We start from the raw sequence: 16,118 nt of genomic DNA, 5'->3' as shown, positions 1-16,118 counted from the left end.
CGCGAGGATGGCGTTCTGGAGGCCCTAAGGCTCGGCAACGACACCGTTTTCATTGTTTTGCATACGCTTCCATGAGGCAGCGTGTCAAGCAAACCGCCCTGAAGGATAAACATCGTTGAAGCTGGAAACACTCCAAGCGTGACGAGAGCGTGACTGCCTTCAACGGCGTGGTTACGGCCCGAAGATTGCTAAAAACCTGCACTCGAGAGCCATTGAATTACTCTGGAGTGAACGGAAGCCGGCGCATTCCCAGAACCCAGACGGTTGTGTCCGAGGCTCCGACAAGACTTGAAACACACAGCCCCGCTCGATGCCGGGTGCAACCTCCTGGACGCCTTCCCGCATCGGGTGAGAATTGAAGACAGGACTGCCGTGGGCCGTTGGAAGACGTGCCCGCCGCCCTGTCCTGCGGGCCCCCTGCACCGGTTTGGATCGCCCGCACCAGGCGAGCGCGCTCCATTCTGGAGCACCGATGGGCGCACCGGAGGCCCGCGCTCCTGATTCCAGGCACTTGGGAATGGCACACCCCGTGCTCTGAGGCTCCGGGCATGAGGGCGTCCCAGGCGGAGGCCCCCCACTCAAGGAGACTCACGATGGAAGTCCGGTTTCATGGCGTTCGGGGGAGCATCGCGGTGTCGGGCTCGCGCATTGGTGGCAACACGGCCTGCGTGGAGGTGACCAGCCACGGCCACCGCCTCATCCTGGATGCGGGGACGGGCATCCGCGCACTGGGCGAAATCATGATGCGCGAGGGCGCGCCCCAGAAGGCCACGCTCTTCTTCTCGCATCTGCATTGGGACCACGTGCAGGGCTTCCCCTTCTTCACGCCGGCCTGGCTGCCTACGTCCGAGCTGACGCTCTACGGCCCGGGCGCGAATGGGGCCCAGGCGCTCCAGTCCGAGTTGGCCGCGCAGATGCAGCCGCCCCACTTCCCGGTGCCGCTGAGCACCATGCGCTCGCGGATGGACTTCCGCTCGGCGTTGCATGCCCGGCCCGTGGAGGTGGGCCCCTTCCGCGTCACGCCCATCGACGTGCCGCACCCGCAGGGGTGCCTGGCGTACCGCGTGGAGGCGGATGGTCACTCGTTCGTCTACGCCACGGACGTGGAGGTGCGGGTGCAGGAGCTCGCGCCGGAGGTGGGCCGCCTCTTCGAGGGCGCGGACGTCCTATGCCTGGACGCGCAGTACACCCCGGACGAATACGAGGGCCGCAAGGGCGTGGCGAAGAAGGGCTGGGGCCACTCCACCATGATGGATGCCGCGGGCGTGGCCGGGCTGGTGGGGGCGCGCCGGCTGTGCCTGTTCCACCATGACCCGGCGCACGGCGACGACATGCTCGAGGACATGGCGGAGCAGGCCCGCGCCCTCTTCCCCGTCTGCGAGCCCGCACGCGAAGGCCAGCGGCTGGTGCTGGGCCGCGCGGCCTGAGAGGGGCAGTCCCATGCCCTCTGGATGTTATGGTGCGGCCTCCGCCTTCGTCCTGCCGCCGTTGCCCGCCATGCCCCAAGCCCCCTCGGACGTCTCTCAGGTCCTCCTCCCCTTCGGAGGACTCGTTGGCAGGGAGGTGGACCTCGACGCGTTCCTCCAGACGTTGATGGACCGCATCGCCATCACCCTGCAAGCGGACCGCGGCACCCTCTGGCTGCTGGACCCGGCCCGCCGCGAGCTGTTCAGCCGCGCCGCGCACCTGCCCGAGGTGTCCCAGATTCGCGTCAAGCTGGGCCAGGGCGTCGCCGGCACCGTCGCCAAGGCGGGGCACGCCATCAACGTGCCGGACCCGCGCGGTGAGCAGCGCTTCTTCGCGGACATCGACCGGATGACGGGCTACCGCACCACCAGCCTGCTCGCCGTGCCACTGCGCGACGGGGACGGCGCCCTCTACGGCGTGCTCCAGGTCCTCAACCGCCGCGGCGAAGACCGCTTCACCGACGAGGACACGCAGCGGCTCACCGCCATCGCCTCGCAGGTGAGCACCGCCCTCCAGAGCACCAGCCTCTACCAGGAGCTCCAGCGCGCGAAGGACCAGCCCCAGGTACCGGTGGGCTACTTCTTCAACCGCATCATCGGCGAGTCCCCGCAGCTCCAGGCCATCTACCGACTGGTGCGCAAGGCCGCGCCCACCGACGCGACGGTGCTGCTGCGCGGCGAGAGCGGCAGCGGCAAGGAGCTGTTCGCCCGTGCCGTCCACGTGAATGGCCCCCGGAGGGACCAGCCCTTCATCAAGGTGGACTGCGCGGCGCTGCCCGCCACGCTCATCGAGAACGAGCTCTTCGGCCACGAACGCGGCGCCTTCACCGGCGCGGACCACCGCGTGCCCGGCAAGTTCGAGGCGGCCAGCGGCGGCACGGTGTTCATCGACGAGATTGGCGAGCTGCCCCTGCCGGTGCAGGGCAAGTTGCTGCGGGTCATCCAGGATCGCGAATTCGAGCGCGTGGGTGGCACCCAGGCCGTGAAGGTGGACGTGCGCATCGTCGCGGCCACCCACCGGGACCTGGCCCGCATGGTGGCCGAGGGCCGCTTCCGCGAGGACCTCTACTACCGCATCAAGGTGGTCGAGGTGGTGCTGCCGCCGCTGCGGGAGCGCGGCGCGGAGGACATCGAGCGGCTCGCCCGCCACTTCGTCGCCGCCGTCGCCCGGAGGCACCGGCTGACGCCGCCCCGCCTCAGCGCCGCCGCGGTGGAGCGCCTCAAGCGCTACCGCTGGCCCGGAAACGTGCGGGAGTTGGAGAACTGCATCGAAAGCGCCGTGGTGCTCTGTGAAGGGGAGATTCTCGAAGAGCACCTGCCCCTGCCCGATGTGGACCGGACCGCCCTGCCGCCTCCTGCAGCCTCTCAAGGTGTCAACGCGCCAGCTGCGCCTGCGCCCATGGAGGCGGGCCTGCTGCCATTGGCGGAGGTCGAACGCCGCCACATCCTGCGTGTGTTGGACGCCGTGAAGGGCAACCGCACCGCCGCGGCCCGCGTGCTGGAGATTGGCCGCAACACGCTCGCGCGGAAACTCAAGGAGTACGGACTGGGCGACGAGCCCTGACGCACCGCGCGGGGGCGGCTTCCACCCCACCCTCCAGGGCATCTGTCCGCTGACCACCGGTCTTTTCTGGTATCCGCCTTGTTCCGAGCTGAGCAACGGCGTACGACGAAGAGACCTCCGGCCCACGTGCAGGAGGCTTCAGCCCAGGGGGACGCGCATGAAAGTGGTCAACAAGCTGCTGGAGAAGCTTCCCGACGTCGTGGCGGGCAAGGTGCCCGACGTGAAGCTGCAGGACCAGGACATCAAGGTGCCGCTGGCCCAGGGGACCTTCACGGAAGAGAAAATCCTTCCGCCCAAGCTGGCCATGCACGGCTTCACCCTCTCCTTCGAAGCCACCGGCGAAGCGTCCATCCGCAACTTCAACTCGCTGGGCGACGTGGACGAAAACGGCATCGTCGGCGAGCCGAGCCCGGAGAGCGCCGAGCCAGGGCCCCGGCCCCAATTGCTGCTGGGCAGTGACATCGGGTGGATGCGCTACCAGGTGTCCGCGCGCGTGAAGGCCGCCGTGAGCGCCAGCCTGTCCTTCCTCGCCTCCGAGAACCAGACGGAGCTGTCCGTCACGCTCAGCGACTACCGCGCGCATCCGCTGGGCCAGAACATGCGCGAGGCGGTGCGCTCCGACCTGTCCGAGCTGCGGCTGATGCAGGCCACCGACCTGGCCAAGCTGACCACGGGAGACGCGGTGGCGTGGCAGGCCCGCGGCGCGCTCCACACACGGCTGGAGCTCAACTGGGCGGACATCTTCCCCACCAACCTCAACCGCCTGGGCTTCCTGCGAGGCAACGAGCTGCTCGCGCTGAAGACCAGCGCCAAGGCCGGCCTCTCCGCCCGGGTGTCCCTCACCGACGACTACCAGCTCAGCTTCTCCCGTCCCCGCGCCGGCCGCATCCAGGTCGCCGTGCGCAAGGTGAAGTCCCATGAGCAGGCGCTTTCCGCCGGCCTGGGCATCACCGTGGAGCTGCTGGACCCGGCGGCGGTGAAGGCCCAGCTGGGCCAGCTGCTGGAAGCGCTGCTGGGGCCCGTCCTTCGCGACCTCGTCAAGAAGGGCACCACCGCGGTGGAAATCATGGACGGCCTGGTGGACAAGGCCAGCAAGGCGAAGCTGGACGACAGCCAGAAGAAGGTGCTGGGCCTGGTGCTGGAGCGCCTTGGCATCGACCCGCAGCTGGCGGACCCGGCCAACCTTCCGCAGGCCTGGGCCGACTTCAAGGCCCGCGTCGCAGAGGCGCTGGAGAACGCCGTCCGCACACAGGTCGCCGAGGGCTTCGAGTACGAATACCTGCGCCTGTCGGAGACCTCCACACTGCTGGAGGTCGTCGTGGAGGACGTCACCGCGATGCGCTTCCACGAGTCCCTGCTCAAGGGCAACCTGGTGGAGCTGCTGAAGTGGATGAAGAGTCTCCCCGCCCAGCAGAGCGATTTCGAGCTGCGCAACTACCTCCACGCCACCACGCTCACGCGCCAGCAGGCCTACGGCTTCTCGCTGGGGGTTGGCTCGTTCGAGCTGCTCAAGGCGAAGAACGTCAGCAAGCAGTCCTGGGTGACGCAGGAGAACTTCCAGGGCGCCCGGCGCATGGCGTTCCTCGGACGCCGGGGCTACGAGGACAAGCTGCTGGGCACCCGCGGCCAGTGGGTGGTGGACCTGAAGGCGGACATGACGCGCTTCTCCCCCACCCCCGTGGCCTCTGACTTCGGCTACGGCCTGCACCTGATGCTGTGGGGACGACAGAAGAAGCTGTCGCGCAAGGACCTGCAGCAGGCGGTGGATGACGCCGTCGTCTGGGGCGTGCTGGACGCGAAGGACGCGGCCACCGTCATCAGCACCATGCAGGAGGACGTGGGCAAGCACCCCATCGAAACGCGGCTCGAGCTGAAGATGGCGGATGACTCGTTCCGCGCCCTGGTGCCCCGCATCCAGACGCTCGAGCTGTCCCGCATCTCACGCGCCCTGGCCCGCGCGCTGCCCTGGAGCGAGCAGCTTCCCCGCGCCTCCGCCGAGTTCCGGCGCGCGGTCTACGCCCCCATCTGGGAGGCCTACCTCCGCGAGGTGCAGGAGCAAGGCAGCCTCATGCTGAATGACTTGTCACCCAGCCGCGCCGCGCAGATCGCCAAGTGGTACTTCCAGAAGGACCCCACGGTGCGCGATCTGGGCAAGGACCTGCAACTCATCGAAAGCGAGTGGCGCCCGGGTGGCGGCAACTTCAGCTTCGCGGAGGTCATCTCGAAGAACCCCAACACGCTCATGCGGTGCAGGAACTTCGTGAGCGGCATGGTGCGCCTGAGCCGCGCCATTGACGAACGCAAGGCCCCAGACGAGCTGCGCACCGTGTTCGGCGAGCTGGAGGGCATGTGGACCACCGGCTTCCACCTGCGCGCCGCGGGCTCCCTGCTCTCGGACCTGGCGCAGTCCACGCCGCTAGGCCTCGCGGGCGTGGAGCGGACCCTCACCGTGCGAGTAGCGGACAGCGAGGAACAGCTCGTGTTCTCCACCACGCGAGGCACCGGAAGCACCGGAGCCGCCTGAGCGCGTCCCGAGCGGCCTGGGCGTCAGTGCTCGGACCGCGAGGCCTGGCGGCGCATTACGTTCCTGGCGCGGCGGTGCGGCCCCCGCCGCGCGTCTCACAGCGCCCGTGACAGGACGACGGCCGCTGCCATGGACAACACCCCGGCCGCCGCGAAGTGCCGCCAGGCCCGGCGCGCCAGCGTCTCACTGGTGGCCGGAGGCTGGGGTCCCAGCACCAACATCGCGGGGCCTCCCTCTCGACCGACCAGGGCGTAGCTGCCCTCGACAGGGCCCCTCCGGAGTTCACCCACCACGAGGCAGGATTCGCCCACCGCGCCCACGCGCTCCCAGGACAGGGCCTCGGGTTCGATGGTGGGCCTCGGGCTGGGGGCGTCCGTGGACGGAACGTTCATTCCACCCGGGGCTGGGCTCAGGCTGGCCGCAGACTCCTGCGCGCGCGCTATCACCGGCCGCGGCCCGGCGCCCGCTTCCAACGCGACCACCGGATGCGCCGTCCGATACCAGGACGCGGGCACCGTGCCTGGCAGGGCCTTGCACCGGCGGACCTCCACCGGGGCCATCAGCGACGCGGGCGAAAAGGACACCGAAGCACGGACGCGCTGGCCACGCAGCGCCAGCACCGGCGCATACGCGCGCTCACGCGACAACAGCGGCCCGCGCCGGCCGTCCGCCGCCACCTCGCGCACCTCCGCGTCAAAGAAGACACACGGCACGCCCCCCGGCGACGTCAACGTCGACTCCGAGTCCAGTACGCCGTGGTAGACGCCCCAGCCCGGGGACGCACCGGCACGCAGGGCCGCCACCGCTTCATCCAGCGGCACCGGTGCCGAACCCCGCAGCACGTTGGCCCGGGTCCGGGCCCAGGCGCCCCGCAGCGCCAACCCCGCGGCCAGCACCAGCAGGACAGAGCCCATGGCCTTCACGGCCGTCTCCGAGGCCAACACCGCCCCGGTCCCCTGGACGTGCCGCAGCACGACGAGCGACACCCCCGCCAGAAGTCCGAACCACAACAGGGGCACGCGGTAGGAACGGGACGCCACGTCCTTGCGCCCGTAGGCGAAGGCCGCCACCAACAGTCCCAACAGGCACGCCGCGTAGACCGGCGCCAGTGCCATGCGCCACAGCTCCATCCCATCCCCCCTGAAGGCTCGGCATGGACTCCCGCGTGGCGGAACATGCCGAGAGCAAGGTGGGGATGGAGCGGCGTCCGCGCAAGCCTTCGCCTGCCGCGAGGGCTACTCGGGGCCGGCGGCGACGCGGCGGACGGGCCGGGGCATCAGGTGCCCCCGGACCTTCAAGTCATCGAACGAGCAGAACAGGTTGCGGCAACCCAGGGCCACCTTGCCCACGCGGTCCTCCAGGCCCACCAGCAGCTTGCGGGCGAAGCGCTCGTTGTTGAGGAACGCCTCCACCAGCACACCCGAGTTGTTCCGGCGCAGCTGCAGCCGCACCTGGTAGGGGCCGTGCGCCGGCAGCGGCATCTCATCCTCGACGAGCGCCTCCGTGTCCTGCGCGCTGTTCCCCACCACTTCGCGCCCGTCCGGCATGAAGTAGCGCCACGACAGCCGCATGCCCACGTCCGGAATGGCGAACGCGGAGACCTGCAAGTCCTTGATGCGGAACGCCAGCTCGCCGTAGTGCTGCGCATCCGCTTCCTGGGCGTACTCCGGTCCCAGCCGCGCCACGTCCATCAACACTTCGGCCGTGAAATCGTTGGACGAGAAGTAACGCTGCGCGATGTACGCGCGCGGGATCAACCGCCGCCCATTGGTCTCCTTGCCCGCCTGCAAGGCCTGGAGCTCCCCATCCACCAGCCGCCATTGGCCGCTGTGGACGTTGACCTCCTCGTTGCCCTCGTTGAAGCCCAGCTCCAGGCGCGAAGTGCCCCCGGCCTTGGCAGGCGCCGCGAAGGAGAGCGATGAGAAGACCTCGCCGTAGGTGTTCGGCGGCAGCGCCCGGTTGCCGGGCTTCACCTGGATACCCTTCGTGCCGATGATGACGCCCTGGTCGTCGCCCAGGTGGAGGCTCACCGGCCCCACGAACCACCGGACCGCGAAGCCCAGCAGCGCCAGCCCGCCCACCACCGACAGGCCACCGCGCACGCGCCGCCAGCCCGAACGGAGCTGACGCGACAGCGCGGTCTGCCGCACCGGCCGGACCGACCGCGCGGCCGCGGGCACCATGCGCCCGTCCAGGTCGCTCTGCGAAATGCCCGGCGCGGAGCTGGTGGCAATCATCACCTCCAGCGCGGCGCACAGCTCGCTGGCCTTCTCGTAGCGCGCGGCCGGGTCCTGCTCCAACAGGCGGTCCACCACCGGGTCCACGCGCGGGTCCAGCCCCGGCACCTTCGAGGAGGGCAGCTTGAAGCGGCCCAGCGGCAGCTCCCCGGTGAGCACCTCGTAGAGGATGACACCCAGCGAGAAGAGGTCCGCGCGCCCGTCCACGTTCTTCGCGTCGCGTCGCTGCTCGGGAGCCATGTAGTTCAACGTGCCCATGGCCACCGACGTCGCGGTGAGCTGCAGGCGCGAGTCCGGCGCGCGGATGCCCGCGAGGCCGAAGTCCGCCACCTTCACGTGCCCCCGCCCGTCCAGCAGGATGTTCTCCGGCTTCAGGTCGCGGTGGATGATGCCCTTGTCGTGCGCGCACTCGATGGCGCGCGCCACCGCCAGGAGGAGCTTGATGCCCTTCTCCGGCGTGAGCCCGGCCGACATCGCCTCGCGCAGCGAGCGGCCTTCCACGTACTCCATGACGAAGTAGTAGTGCTCGCCCGCAACGCCCCGGTCGATGATCTGGATGATGTGCGGGTGGTTGAGCGCCGCCAGCGCCGTGGCTTCCTTCTCGAAGCGCGTGACGAACTCCGGGTCCTTCGCCAGCCGCGGCGGCAGCAGCTTCACCGCCACCGTGCGCCCCAGCGACTGCTGCCGCGCGAGCCACACCTCGCCCATGCCGCCGCGCCCGAGCATCTCCAGCAGCACCAAGCCCGGCAGGTCCACCTTGCCAGCGCCCACGAAGGTGCGGTCCTCGCGCGCGTTCAGCTCCGAGTGCGCACTGTCCGAGCCCGTCTTCGCGGACGAGCGCACCAGCGTCACGTCCACCGGCGCGTCCGAAGCTCCGTTGCTGGAGGGCACGGCCACACCGCTGGTCCCCGGCGCCGCCACGCTTGGCAGCTCGTTCACGCCGCCGCGAGGCCCGGAGCGCACGGGCTCCGGCGCACGCGAAAGGGAGATGTCGATGCCTGGCTCCGGCTCCGCGTGAGGAACCACCGTCACCACGCCGGAGGTCCCATTGGCCGGAGGGCGCTGCTCCTGGATGCCGCTGCCCGTGGGCACCATCGTGTTGCGCGCCACCTCGGCGGCCACGTCACCCCGGCGGGCCTCGAACCGGATGCCGCAGCGGCACTGGACACGCTGGCCGCTCACGTAGACGCGGATGTCGTGTGGATGGCCGCAGTTGGGGCAGGCCTGCGTCGTCGGGCTCATGCTCGGCGTGAGGAGGAAGCGGCGGTGGTGTATTCCAGCCCGTGGACGCGGTAGGTCGGCACGGCCTTCTCCTTGCCCTTCACCTGGAGGGCCGGCAGCCCCTCCACGTCGAAGCCGGCGCCCGCCCTGCGCACCGTGGACTCGGAGGCCAGCACCTCACCGCTCTTCGCCATGCCACACAGGCGCGAGGCCGTGTTCACCGTGTCGCCAATGGCGGTGAACTCGTGGCGCTCGGCGCTGCCCATGTAGCCGACAACGGCCTGCCCGGTGTTCACCCCGATGCCGACCTCGATGGGCTGCTTGCCCGCATCCACGCGGCGGCGGTTCAGCTCATGCACGGCGTCCTGCATCTCCAAGGCAGCCCGAAGCGCGCGGGCGGCATCGTCCGGGTGCGACAGCGGCGGCCCCCAGACGGCCATGACACAGTCCCCAATGAACTTGTCCAGGTTCCCCTCGTGGCGGAACACCACCCCGGCCATGGCGGTGAAGAATGCGTTGAGCATGTCTACCACCTCTTGCGGAGAATCGTTCTCCGAGATGGTGGTGAACCCGCGGATGTCCGCGAAGAGGCAGCTCACCTCCGCCAGCCGGCTCTGCGCCAGGTCTTCCGTCTCACCGGCGATCACCGCGTCGGCGACGGCCTTGGACAGGAAGCGGCTGAGCTCCGCGCGCGTCACGGCCTCGGCGCGGATCTGCTCGGCCAGCACCGCGTTCTCCAGCGCGATGCTCGCCTGCGAGGCGATGCCGGAGAGGATGGTCAGGTCCTTCTCCGAGAAGGCGTTTATCTGCTGCCGGCTGTCCAGGAAGAGCACCGCCTGAATCTTCCCGTTCACCTTCAGCGGCACCGCCATGGCGGACCGGATGCCCTGCGCGACGATGCTCTCCGCCGCGGAGAAGCGCTCGTCGATGATGGCGTCCGCCGTCAGCACCGCCTTGCCCGTCTCCACCACGCGCTTGAGCACGGTGTCGGACAGCATGACGTTGACGGCCTTGTCGGAGCGGTGGTGCACCGCCGACGGGATGAACTCGCCGTCCGCGGCCACCTTCAGGATGACGCCGTGGTCCGCGGCCAGCAGTTGGAAGGCCACCTTGAGGATCTGCTCGAAGAGCCCCGTCTGGCTGCCCTGCAGGCTCACCTGGCGGTGGAACTCATGGGCGATGCGCAGCTTCTCGTAGTCGCGGCGCAGCGCCTCTACGTCCGACACCTGTTCGGCGGGCCGGAAGTTCTGCGGCACCTGGTCCATCTGCGCCAGGAAGGCCGGCATGGAGATGGACTGCGCCACCACCGTCACGCCCGGCGCGGTGGGCGCGTTGGCCGGCACCACCGGCTCGCCGCTGTGGAAGATGAGCCGCGAGGCGCCCAGGGAGATTTCGTCCCCGTCGCGCAGCTTGAGCTCCTTCACCCGGCGGCCATTCACGAAGGTGCCGTTGGACGAGCCCAGGTCCTTGAGGATGAAGTCCTTGCCCACGCGCTCGATGACCGCGTGTTCCTTGGAGACCTCCCGGTCCACCAGCCGCAACGTGTTGGACGGATGCCGGCCCAGGGACGTCGCCGGCCCCAGGGGGAACTCTCCGAGCGTGCCATCCGCGAAGCGCCCTGTCAGTCGGGGGCCGCGAATCTGCCCGGGTTTGGGAGCGAACGGGACGGGGGACTGGCTCACGCGGAAATCCTCACCGGCCCGGACACTACCAGAGGCCATCGGCACCGGGGAACGCTCGGAAATCACCACTGCACGGCCGAGCAGCGTCCGCCTGGCGGGACGGCTCCTCAGCGACGGGCCGCCGGCTTCCTGTCCGCACCGCCCGCCCGGATGGCCAGGCCCACCGAAGGCATCACGGTAACGCCCCCCAGGTTCCGCTCCATCCCGAAGAGCTGCGGCCTGCTCCGGAAGTAGCCCCCCGTCACCTCGGCATAGAGGTGGACGTACCGGTAGCCCACGGCGATTCCCAGCGTGGAGCCCACGAAGTGGCTGCCCACCGTCGCGGGAAGCGTCGCGTCGAAGCCCGACACCGGCTTCCCCTGCTGGGAGTAGTCCACCAGCCGCGCGTCCAGCCGGGTGCGACTGTAGATGTACTTGGGCGCCGCGTAGAGCTTGAAGACGTCCCCCCAGTCCGCGCTGAGGTACAGGGGCACCTCCACGTCGTAGCGACTGAAGTCGTTCATCTCCACCACCTCCAGCACGTCCAGGACCGGACTGCTGAAGAAGTGCTTGGACACCCCCACCCCCAGGGACATGTCGAAGGAACGCTGGCCCAGCTCCAGATAGCGGCCCACCTCATCTCCGCCGTGGGCCAGTTGGAACTTCAGATCCCCTCGCAGGGAGATGCCGCTGTAGCGCAGGCCCACGTCCAGCCGGTCCACCACCCCCACCCGGACCATCAGCTCCGGATTGACGCCCGGCGGAGCCACCATCAGCGCCACGCCCGCCGTCAGCAGCTCCTGCTGGGCCTCCTCGCTCAGCGTGTAGGGACGGTCATTCGCCACCGCGTCCCGGGCCGCCTCACCTTGCTCGATGCCGGCGTCCACCACCCGGACCAGGGACCCCACCGGGATGAAGAACCCCGCCCCGCCCGTCACCTGGACCTGCCCCGGTGCCAACGTCCGGGCCGTCTGCTGCGTAGACAGCGTGGAGGCACACCCCGGAGTCAGGGCCAGGAGCAACAGGGGAAGAACTCGCATGGGGGGTCACGTTATCCCCTTTCTGGCGCAGATGCTTCATTCCGGGGCGCCGCGCTGGTAAGGGGGCGCCGTGCGAATCAAACAAAAGCCCGAGGACTTCTCCGTCAAGGAGTCATACCGTTTCGACGAAGTCGACTCGGGACGTCACCGCGTCTACCTGATGGACAAGCAGAAGCTGTCCACCTTCGACGCCGTGACCCGGCTGCGGGATGCGTTCGGGCTCAAGCCCGGCGCCATCAGCTACTGCGGCCTCAAGGACAAGCAGGGCCGGACCGAGCAAATCATCGCGGTGGACGGCGCCGACGTGGACATGCAGGAGCCTGACCTGCGGCTGAAGTACCTGGGCCGCACGGACAAGCCGCTGTCCGCCGCCAACATCACCTCCAACCGCTTCTCCGTCACGGTGCGCGCGCTCCAGCCGGAGTCGCTGGGGCCCCTCAACGTGGCCGCCGCCGAGGTCAACCGCCTGGGCGTCATCAACTACTTCGACAGCCAGCGCTTCGGCTCGCTGAAGCACGGCCAGGGCTTCATCGCCAAGGACCTCATCCGGGGCGACTTCGAGGCCGCGCTGCACAACTACATGGCCAAGCCGTCCGAGCTGGACCGGACGGAGGACGCCAAGATCAAGGCCTTCTGGAAGGAGAACTGGGGCCGCTGGGACGCCCGCGTCCCTTACGAGGGCACGCGCAAATACCACCGCGTCCTCAAGTCCCTGCGCGATCAGCCAGGTGACTACCTGCGCGCCTTCATGCAGATCGACGCGGACTACCGCGCGATGCTGATCTTCACCTACCAGAGCTTCCTCTGGAACGAGGGTGTGCGGCGCTACCTCCAGCTGATGCTGCCGCGCGAGCACCTCTTCCCCATGCGCTACCAGGCCGGCACGCTGCTGTTCCACCGCGACGCCAGCCCGGAGGTGCTCCGCACGCTGCGCGACGCCTCCTTCCCCCTGCTCGCGCCGAACTCGACGTTCAGCGACCCGAAGGTGGAGGAGGCCGTGCGCTGGGTGCTGGGCCGCGAGAAGCTCCAGCTGTCGGACCTGCAAGTCCCCGGCGCCGAGCGCAGGCTCTACTTCAAGCACGAGGAGCGGCCCCTGCTGTCGTTCCCGCACAAGCTCGTCGTGGGCCGTACGCAGGCGGACGAACTCAACCGCGACGACATCAAGGTCAACATCGCCTTCACCCTGCCGCCTGGCGCCTACGCCACCCTGGTCATCAAGCGGCTGTTCCACTTCGAGTACACCGAGGACAGCGCGGAGACCATCCGCGCCTCGCAGCGGCCGAAGCTGGTGGAGGCCGAAGCCGCCGCCGCCGCGCACGAGCCCTCCAGCCGCCGGGGCCCGCCCCGCCGTGACGCGGACGGCGCGCGCGCCGGAAGCCGTGGCGCTCCGGGTACGGAGACCCGCCGCCGTCCATCCGGAGACCGCGACACGCGCGCGCCCGCCGGCAACCGCGATGCCCGGGGCGCTGGCGCTCCGGGCCGCCGCCGCACCGGTCCGCGTGAGGTGGAGATCCTGGAGCCCGCCTCGGGCCGTGCCCGCACCCTGGCCGCCAAGGTCCCCGCGCCCGCCAAGGCCGCGGAGCCCGCCGCGCCACTGGGCTTCCGTGAGCGGCAGCGCCAGCGCAAGGACGCCCGCTCGGTCGCGCGCGCGGAGACCGAGGCCAAGCGTACAGCCAAGGCCAAGCCCCCGAAATCACGAAAGAAATAGAGATGTCTCTCCCGGATGCAATGGGCGGACGGGCGCGCCGTAGACCAAGGCGTGAACGCTCTTGCCCTCGACGACGCTCCCGGGACGCTCGCCCATGCCATCGGGATGCTGATGGCTGAGGAAGCCCCTCCGCTCCCCTGGAAAGCGGACGTGCAGGCCGCCCGCCGGGGTGACCCGTCCGCTTTCGAGGCCTTGGTTCGCAGCGTGCAGCGCCCTGTCTACGGCCTGGCGCTGCGGCTGCTCCAGAGCGAGGCCGAGGCCGCGGAAGTGGCGCAGGAAGCGCTGCTTCGCGCCTACCAGAACCTCCACCGCTACGACGACGCGCGCCCGTTCGACCTGTGGGTGCTCGCCATCACCCGCAACCTCTGCCTGGACCTGCTCCGCCGCCGCACCAAGGTGCGCACCGAGGAACTGGAGCCCATGAAGGAGGTGCTCCCCAGCGGCGAGGCGTCGCAGGAGGAAGGCGCCATCGCCCGCGAGGAGCGGCAGTCGCTGGAGGAGGCCATGGCCACCCTGTCCGTCGAGGACCGGGAGGTGCTCGCCCTCTATTACGTCCAGAAGCGCACGACGAAGGAGATCGCCCAGATCATGGGCTGTGCGCCTGGCACCATCATGGCCCGGCTCTTCCGGGCCCGTGAGAAGCTGCGCAAGAAGATGACGGCCGAGGAGGCTCCACGATGAATCCCCACCTGTGCCCGGACCTCGAAGTCCTCTTCACGGAGCTGGAAGCCGGTGAAGGCCCCGCGCTGGACCACGCCGCCGAGTGCGCCGCCTGCGCCGCCGTCCTGGAAGAGCACCGGCTGATGGAGCAGGACCTGTACCGGCTGGCGGATCCCCTTCCCCCGCCCACCCTGGTGGCCAGCGTCATGGCGCGCGTGTCCGCCGAACCCGTGCCCCGGCGCCGCGAGGTCTGGTCCGGGCTGGCCATCCTGCTGACGTCGATGCTGGGCGGGCTGGGCTACCTGGTGATGAGCGACCAGGCGCTCGGGCGGCTGGGAACCGGGCTGGCCTCCATACTGGTGCAGGGGCGCCCCTTCATTGAAGGCGTACTCAGTGGCGCCCACGCGTTGTGGTCCACCGCTGGCATGACGGTGGCCTGCTCTCTCGCCTTCCTCCTGCTGACGTCGCTGTACGGTCTCAAGCGGCTTGTCGGCACCGGGCCCACTCCTTCCGAAGCGTGAGCGAACCATGAAGCTCCTTCCTCGAATCCTCTTCCCCGCTCTGCTGCTCGGCGCCCCCCTGGCGCTTGCCCAGGACACGGCGCCCCAGGCCGGCGTGACGGCTCCCGCCGCGAGCACCATCGACATCAGCTTCCGCGGCACCCTGCGCGACGCCCTCAAGACGATCGCCGACAAGGGGGGCCTCAACCTGGTCGTCACCGGCGACCTGGACTCGCCCGCCGAGGTCCACCTGCGCGGCGTCACGGCGAACCAGGCCCTGCGCACCGTGGCCCGGGCGTACTCCCTGCGCCTGGACCAGGACGGCACCATCTTCACGCTGCGGCCCATGACGGCGCAGGAGAAGCACGCCGCCGAATCGGGTGAGTCCGAAGCCGACGCCGACGCCGCACCGATCGCGCCGTCCGTGGTCAGCGCTCCGCCGGTGATGGCGATTCCGCCCATCCCTCCGATTCCCGACCTCCCGAACGCGTTCTCCGAGGAGACGCGGAATGAGATGAAGCGCGCCCGGGACGAGATGAAGCAGGCCCGCGACGAGGTGCGGCGCAACATGCGCCGCAATGGCAGCCGCAACGTGGTGGCGCGCGGACAGAACCTGGAGGTGAAGGAGGGCCAGACGGTGGAGAGCGCCGTGGTGTACGGCGGCAACCTGGTGGTCCACGGCCACGTGAAGGATGACGCGGTCGCCTTCGGCGGCAACCTGGAGGTCCACGGCCGCGTGGACGGGGACGCGCATGCCTTCGGCGGCAACGTCATCCTGGGGCCGGACGCACACGTGGAGGGCGACGTGTCTGCCTTTGGCGGCTCGGTGGAGCGCGACGACGACGCCCAGGTGGAAGGCAGCATCGAGTCCTTCGGCGGCGCGGGCATTGGCCGCATGGTGGCCAGCGAAATCAAGAAGGGCGTGAAGGAAGCCAAGGACCCCTCCGAGAACCGGAGGGACCGCGACGATGACGGCGCGGGCCTGGCGGGCTTCATCCTCACCTTCGCGGTGCTCTTCGGGCTCGGCTTCCTGGGACAGATGTTCTTCCCCGCACGCATGAAGCAGTTGGGTGAGGAAGTGCGCCGCAAGCCGGTGCAGACGGGGCTCACCGGCTTCGTGGGACTGCTGGCGATGATTCCCCTCACGGTGGTGCTGTGCATCACCCTCATCGGCATCCCGGTGGCGCTGGTGCTGTGGATGGCGGCCCCCGTGGCGGCGGCGCTCGGCTACGCGGCGGTGGCGAGCGAGCTGGGCACGCGGCTGCCCATCCTCCGCGGCCGGAAGACGCAGGCGGTGGTGCTGGCCCTGGGGCTGCTGGTGCTGATGGTGGTGGGCTCGCTCCCCATCGTCGGCCCCCTCATCACCACGCTGGTCGGTCTGATGGCCCTGGGCGCGGTGGTCCGCACCCGCTTCGGGCACCGGCCGCAGGGCATGCCCGAGCCCGTCATCCCCTCGAGCGAGCAGCCTGTCTGACAGGGATTGCCGGGTGCTTTGCCCAGCGCGTCACGCAATGACGCGAGTCTTCAGGGGGACTGT

Annotated in this window: 11 protein-coding genes; 7 read left to right on the top strand and 4 right to left on the bottom strand. The window is 69.6% G+C overall.

The annotated features are described in order from the left end of the window. Positions 1-593: 593 nt before the first annotated feature. From F8M74_RS07940 to F8M74_RS07930, 3 genes are all read left to right on the top strand, one after another. Positions 594-1,427 (top strand): MBL fold metallo-hydrolase, encoded by an 834-nt coding sequence (locus F8M74_RS07940; protein WP_141253021.1) that lies wholly within the window; start codon positions 594-596, stop codon positions 1,425-1,427. Between the two features lie 13 nt (positions 1,428-1,440). Further along, complete coding sequence (locus tag F8M74_RS07935; RefSeq protein WP_141253022.1) at positions 1,441-3,030, top strand: sigma-54-dependent Fis family transcriptional regulator; 1,590 nt, start codon at positions 1,441-1,443, stop codon at positions 3,028-3,030. 157 nt (positions 3,031-3,187) lie between these two features. Further along, positions 3,188-5,554, top strand: a complete 2,367-nt coding sequence (locus F8M74_RS07930; RefSeq protein ID WP_228559568.1) for a hypothetical protein — start codon at positions 3,188-3,190, stop codon at positions 5,552-5,554. Between the two features lie 95 nt (positions 5,555-5,649). Here F8M74_RS07930 and F8M74_RS07925 read toward each other — a convergent pair whose 3' ends face one another. The 4 genes from F8M74_RS07925 to F8M74_RS07910 all read right to left on the bottom strand — a co-directional run bounded on the left by F8M74_RS07925 (position 5,650) and on the right by F8M74_RS07910 (position 11,713). Continuing rightward, positions 5,650-6,684 (bottom strand): hypothetical protein, encoded by a 1,035-nt coding sequence (locus F8M74_RS07925; protein ID WP_141253024.1) that lies wholly within the window; start codon positions 6,682-6,684, stop codon positions 5,650-5,652. A 105-nt stretch (positions 6,685-6,789) separates the two neighbouring features. Continuing rightward, positions 6,790-9,033, bottom strand: coding sequence for a serine/threonine-protein kinase (locus tag F8M74_RS07920; protein ID WP_141253025.1), 2,244 nt, complete (start codon positions 9,031-9,033; stop codon positions 6,790-6,792). Beyond that, a complete protein-coding gene (locus F8M74_RS07915) occupies positions 9,030-10,694 on the bottom strand; it encodes an adenylate/guanylate cyclase domain-containing protein (protein WP_171410135.1) in 1,665 nt (554 codons plus the stop codon). Before F8M74_RS07915 ends, F8M74_RS07920 begins: the two co-directional genes overlap by 4 nt. A gap of 107 nt (positions 10,695-10,801) precedes the next feature. After that, on the bottom strand, positions 10,802-11,713 hold the full coding sequence (locus tag F8M74_RS07910; protein ID WP_141279469.1) for a hypothetical protein: 912 nt from the start codon (positions 11,711-11,713) through the stop codon (positions 10,802-10,804). A 70-nt stretch (positions 11,714-11,783) separates the two neighbouring features. On the opposite strand from F8M74_RS07910, the gene truD reads away from it, so the two are divergent. The 4 genes from truD (at position 11,784) to F8M74_RS07890 (ending at position 16,055) form a co-directional block, all read left to right on the top strand. Beyond that, complete coding sequence (gene truD / locus F8M74_RS07905; protein ID WP_141259137.1) at positions 11,784-13,421, top strand: tRNA pseudouridine(13) synthase TruD; 1,638 nt, start codon at positions 11,784-11,786, stop codon at positions 13,419-13,421. A 111-nt stretch (positions 13,422-13,532) separates the two neighbouring features. Then, positions 13,533-14,102, top strand: a complete 570-nt coding sequence (locus F8M74_RS07900) for an RNA polymerase sigma factor (RefSeq protein ID WP_225909977.1) — start codon at positions 13,533-13,535, stop codon at positions 14,100-14,102. Then, on the top strand, positions 14,099-14,602 hold the full coding sequence (locus F8M74_RS07895) for a hypothetical protein (RefSeq protein WP_141279471.1): 504 nt from the start codon (positions 14,099-14,101) through the stop codon (positions 14,600-14,602). Before F8M74_RS07900 ends, F8M74_RS07895 begins: the two co-directional genes overlap by 4 nt. Positions 14,603-14,609: 7 nt before the next feature. Then, positions 14,610-16,055 carry a polymer-forming cytoskeletal protein gene (locus F8M74_RS07890; RefSeq protein WP_171410136.1) on the top strand — a complete coding sequence of 482 codons (1,446 nt, stop codon included), beginning with the start codon at positions 14,610-14,612 and terminating at the stop codon, positions 16,053-16,055. Positions 16,056-16,118 lie beyond the last annotated feature (63 nt).

Source organism: Myxococcus sp. CA023, assembly GCF_010998615.1.
Classification (GTDB): domain Bacteria; phylum Myxococcota; class Myxococcia; order Myxococcales; family Myxococcaceae; genus Myxococcus.
Note: the sequence above shows the minus strand (reverse complement) of the source record. Positions and strands in the feature narration are given on the sequence as shown.

Excerpts from the sequence above, each read along its gene's own strand:
- F8M74_RS07940 (WP_141253021.1), top strand. The coding sequence starts at position 594 with ATGGAAGTCCGGTTTCATGGCGTTCGGGGGAGCATCGCGGTGTCGGGC.
- F8M74_RS07935 (WP_141253022.1), top strand. The coding sequence starts at position 1,441 with ATGCCCTCTGGATGTTATGGTGCGGCCTCCGCCTTCGTCCTGCCGCCG.
- F8M74_RS07930 (WP_228559568.1), top strand. The coding sequence starts at position 3,188 with ATGAAAGTGGTCAACAAGCTGCTGGAGAAGCTTCCCGACGTCGTGGCG.
- F8M74_RS07925 (WP_141253024.1), bottom strand. The coding sequence starts at position 6,684 with ATGGAGCTGTGGCGCATGGCACTGGCGCCGGTCTACGCGGCGTGCCTG.
- F8M74_RS07920 (WP_141253025.1), bottom strand. The coding sequence starts at position 9,033 with ATGAGCCCGACGACGCAGGCCTGCCCCAACTGCGGCCATCCACACGAC.
- F8M74_RS07910 (WP_141279469.1), bottom strand. The coding sequence starts at position 11,713 with ATGCGAGTTCTTCCCCTGTTGCTCCTGGCCCTGACTCCGGGGTGTGCC.
- F8M74_RS07900 (WP_225909977.1), top strand. The coding sequence starts at position 13,533 with ATGGCTGAGGAAGCCCCTCCGCTCCCCTGGAAAGCGGACGTGCAGGCC.
- F8M74_RS07895 (WP_141279471.1), top strand. The coding sequence starts at position 14,099 with ATGAATCCCCACCTGTGCCCGGACCTCGAAGTCCTCTTCACGGAGCTG.
- F8M74_RS07890 (WP_171410136.1), top strand. The coding sequence starts at position 14,610 with ATGAAGCTCCTTCCTCGAATCCTCTTCCCCGCTCTGCTGCTCGGCGCC.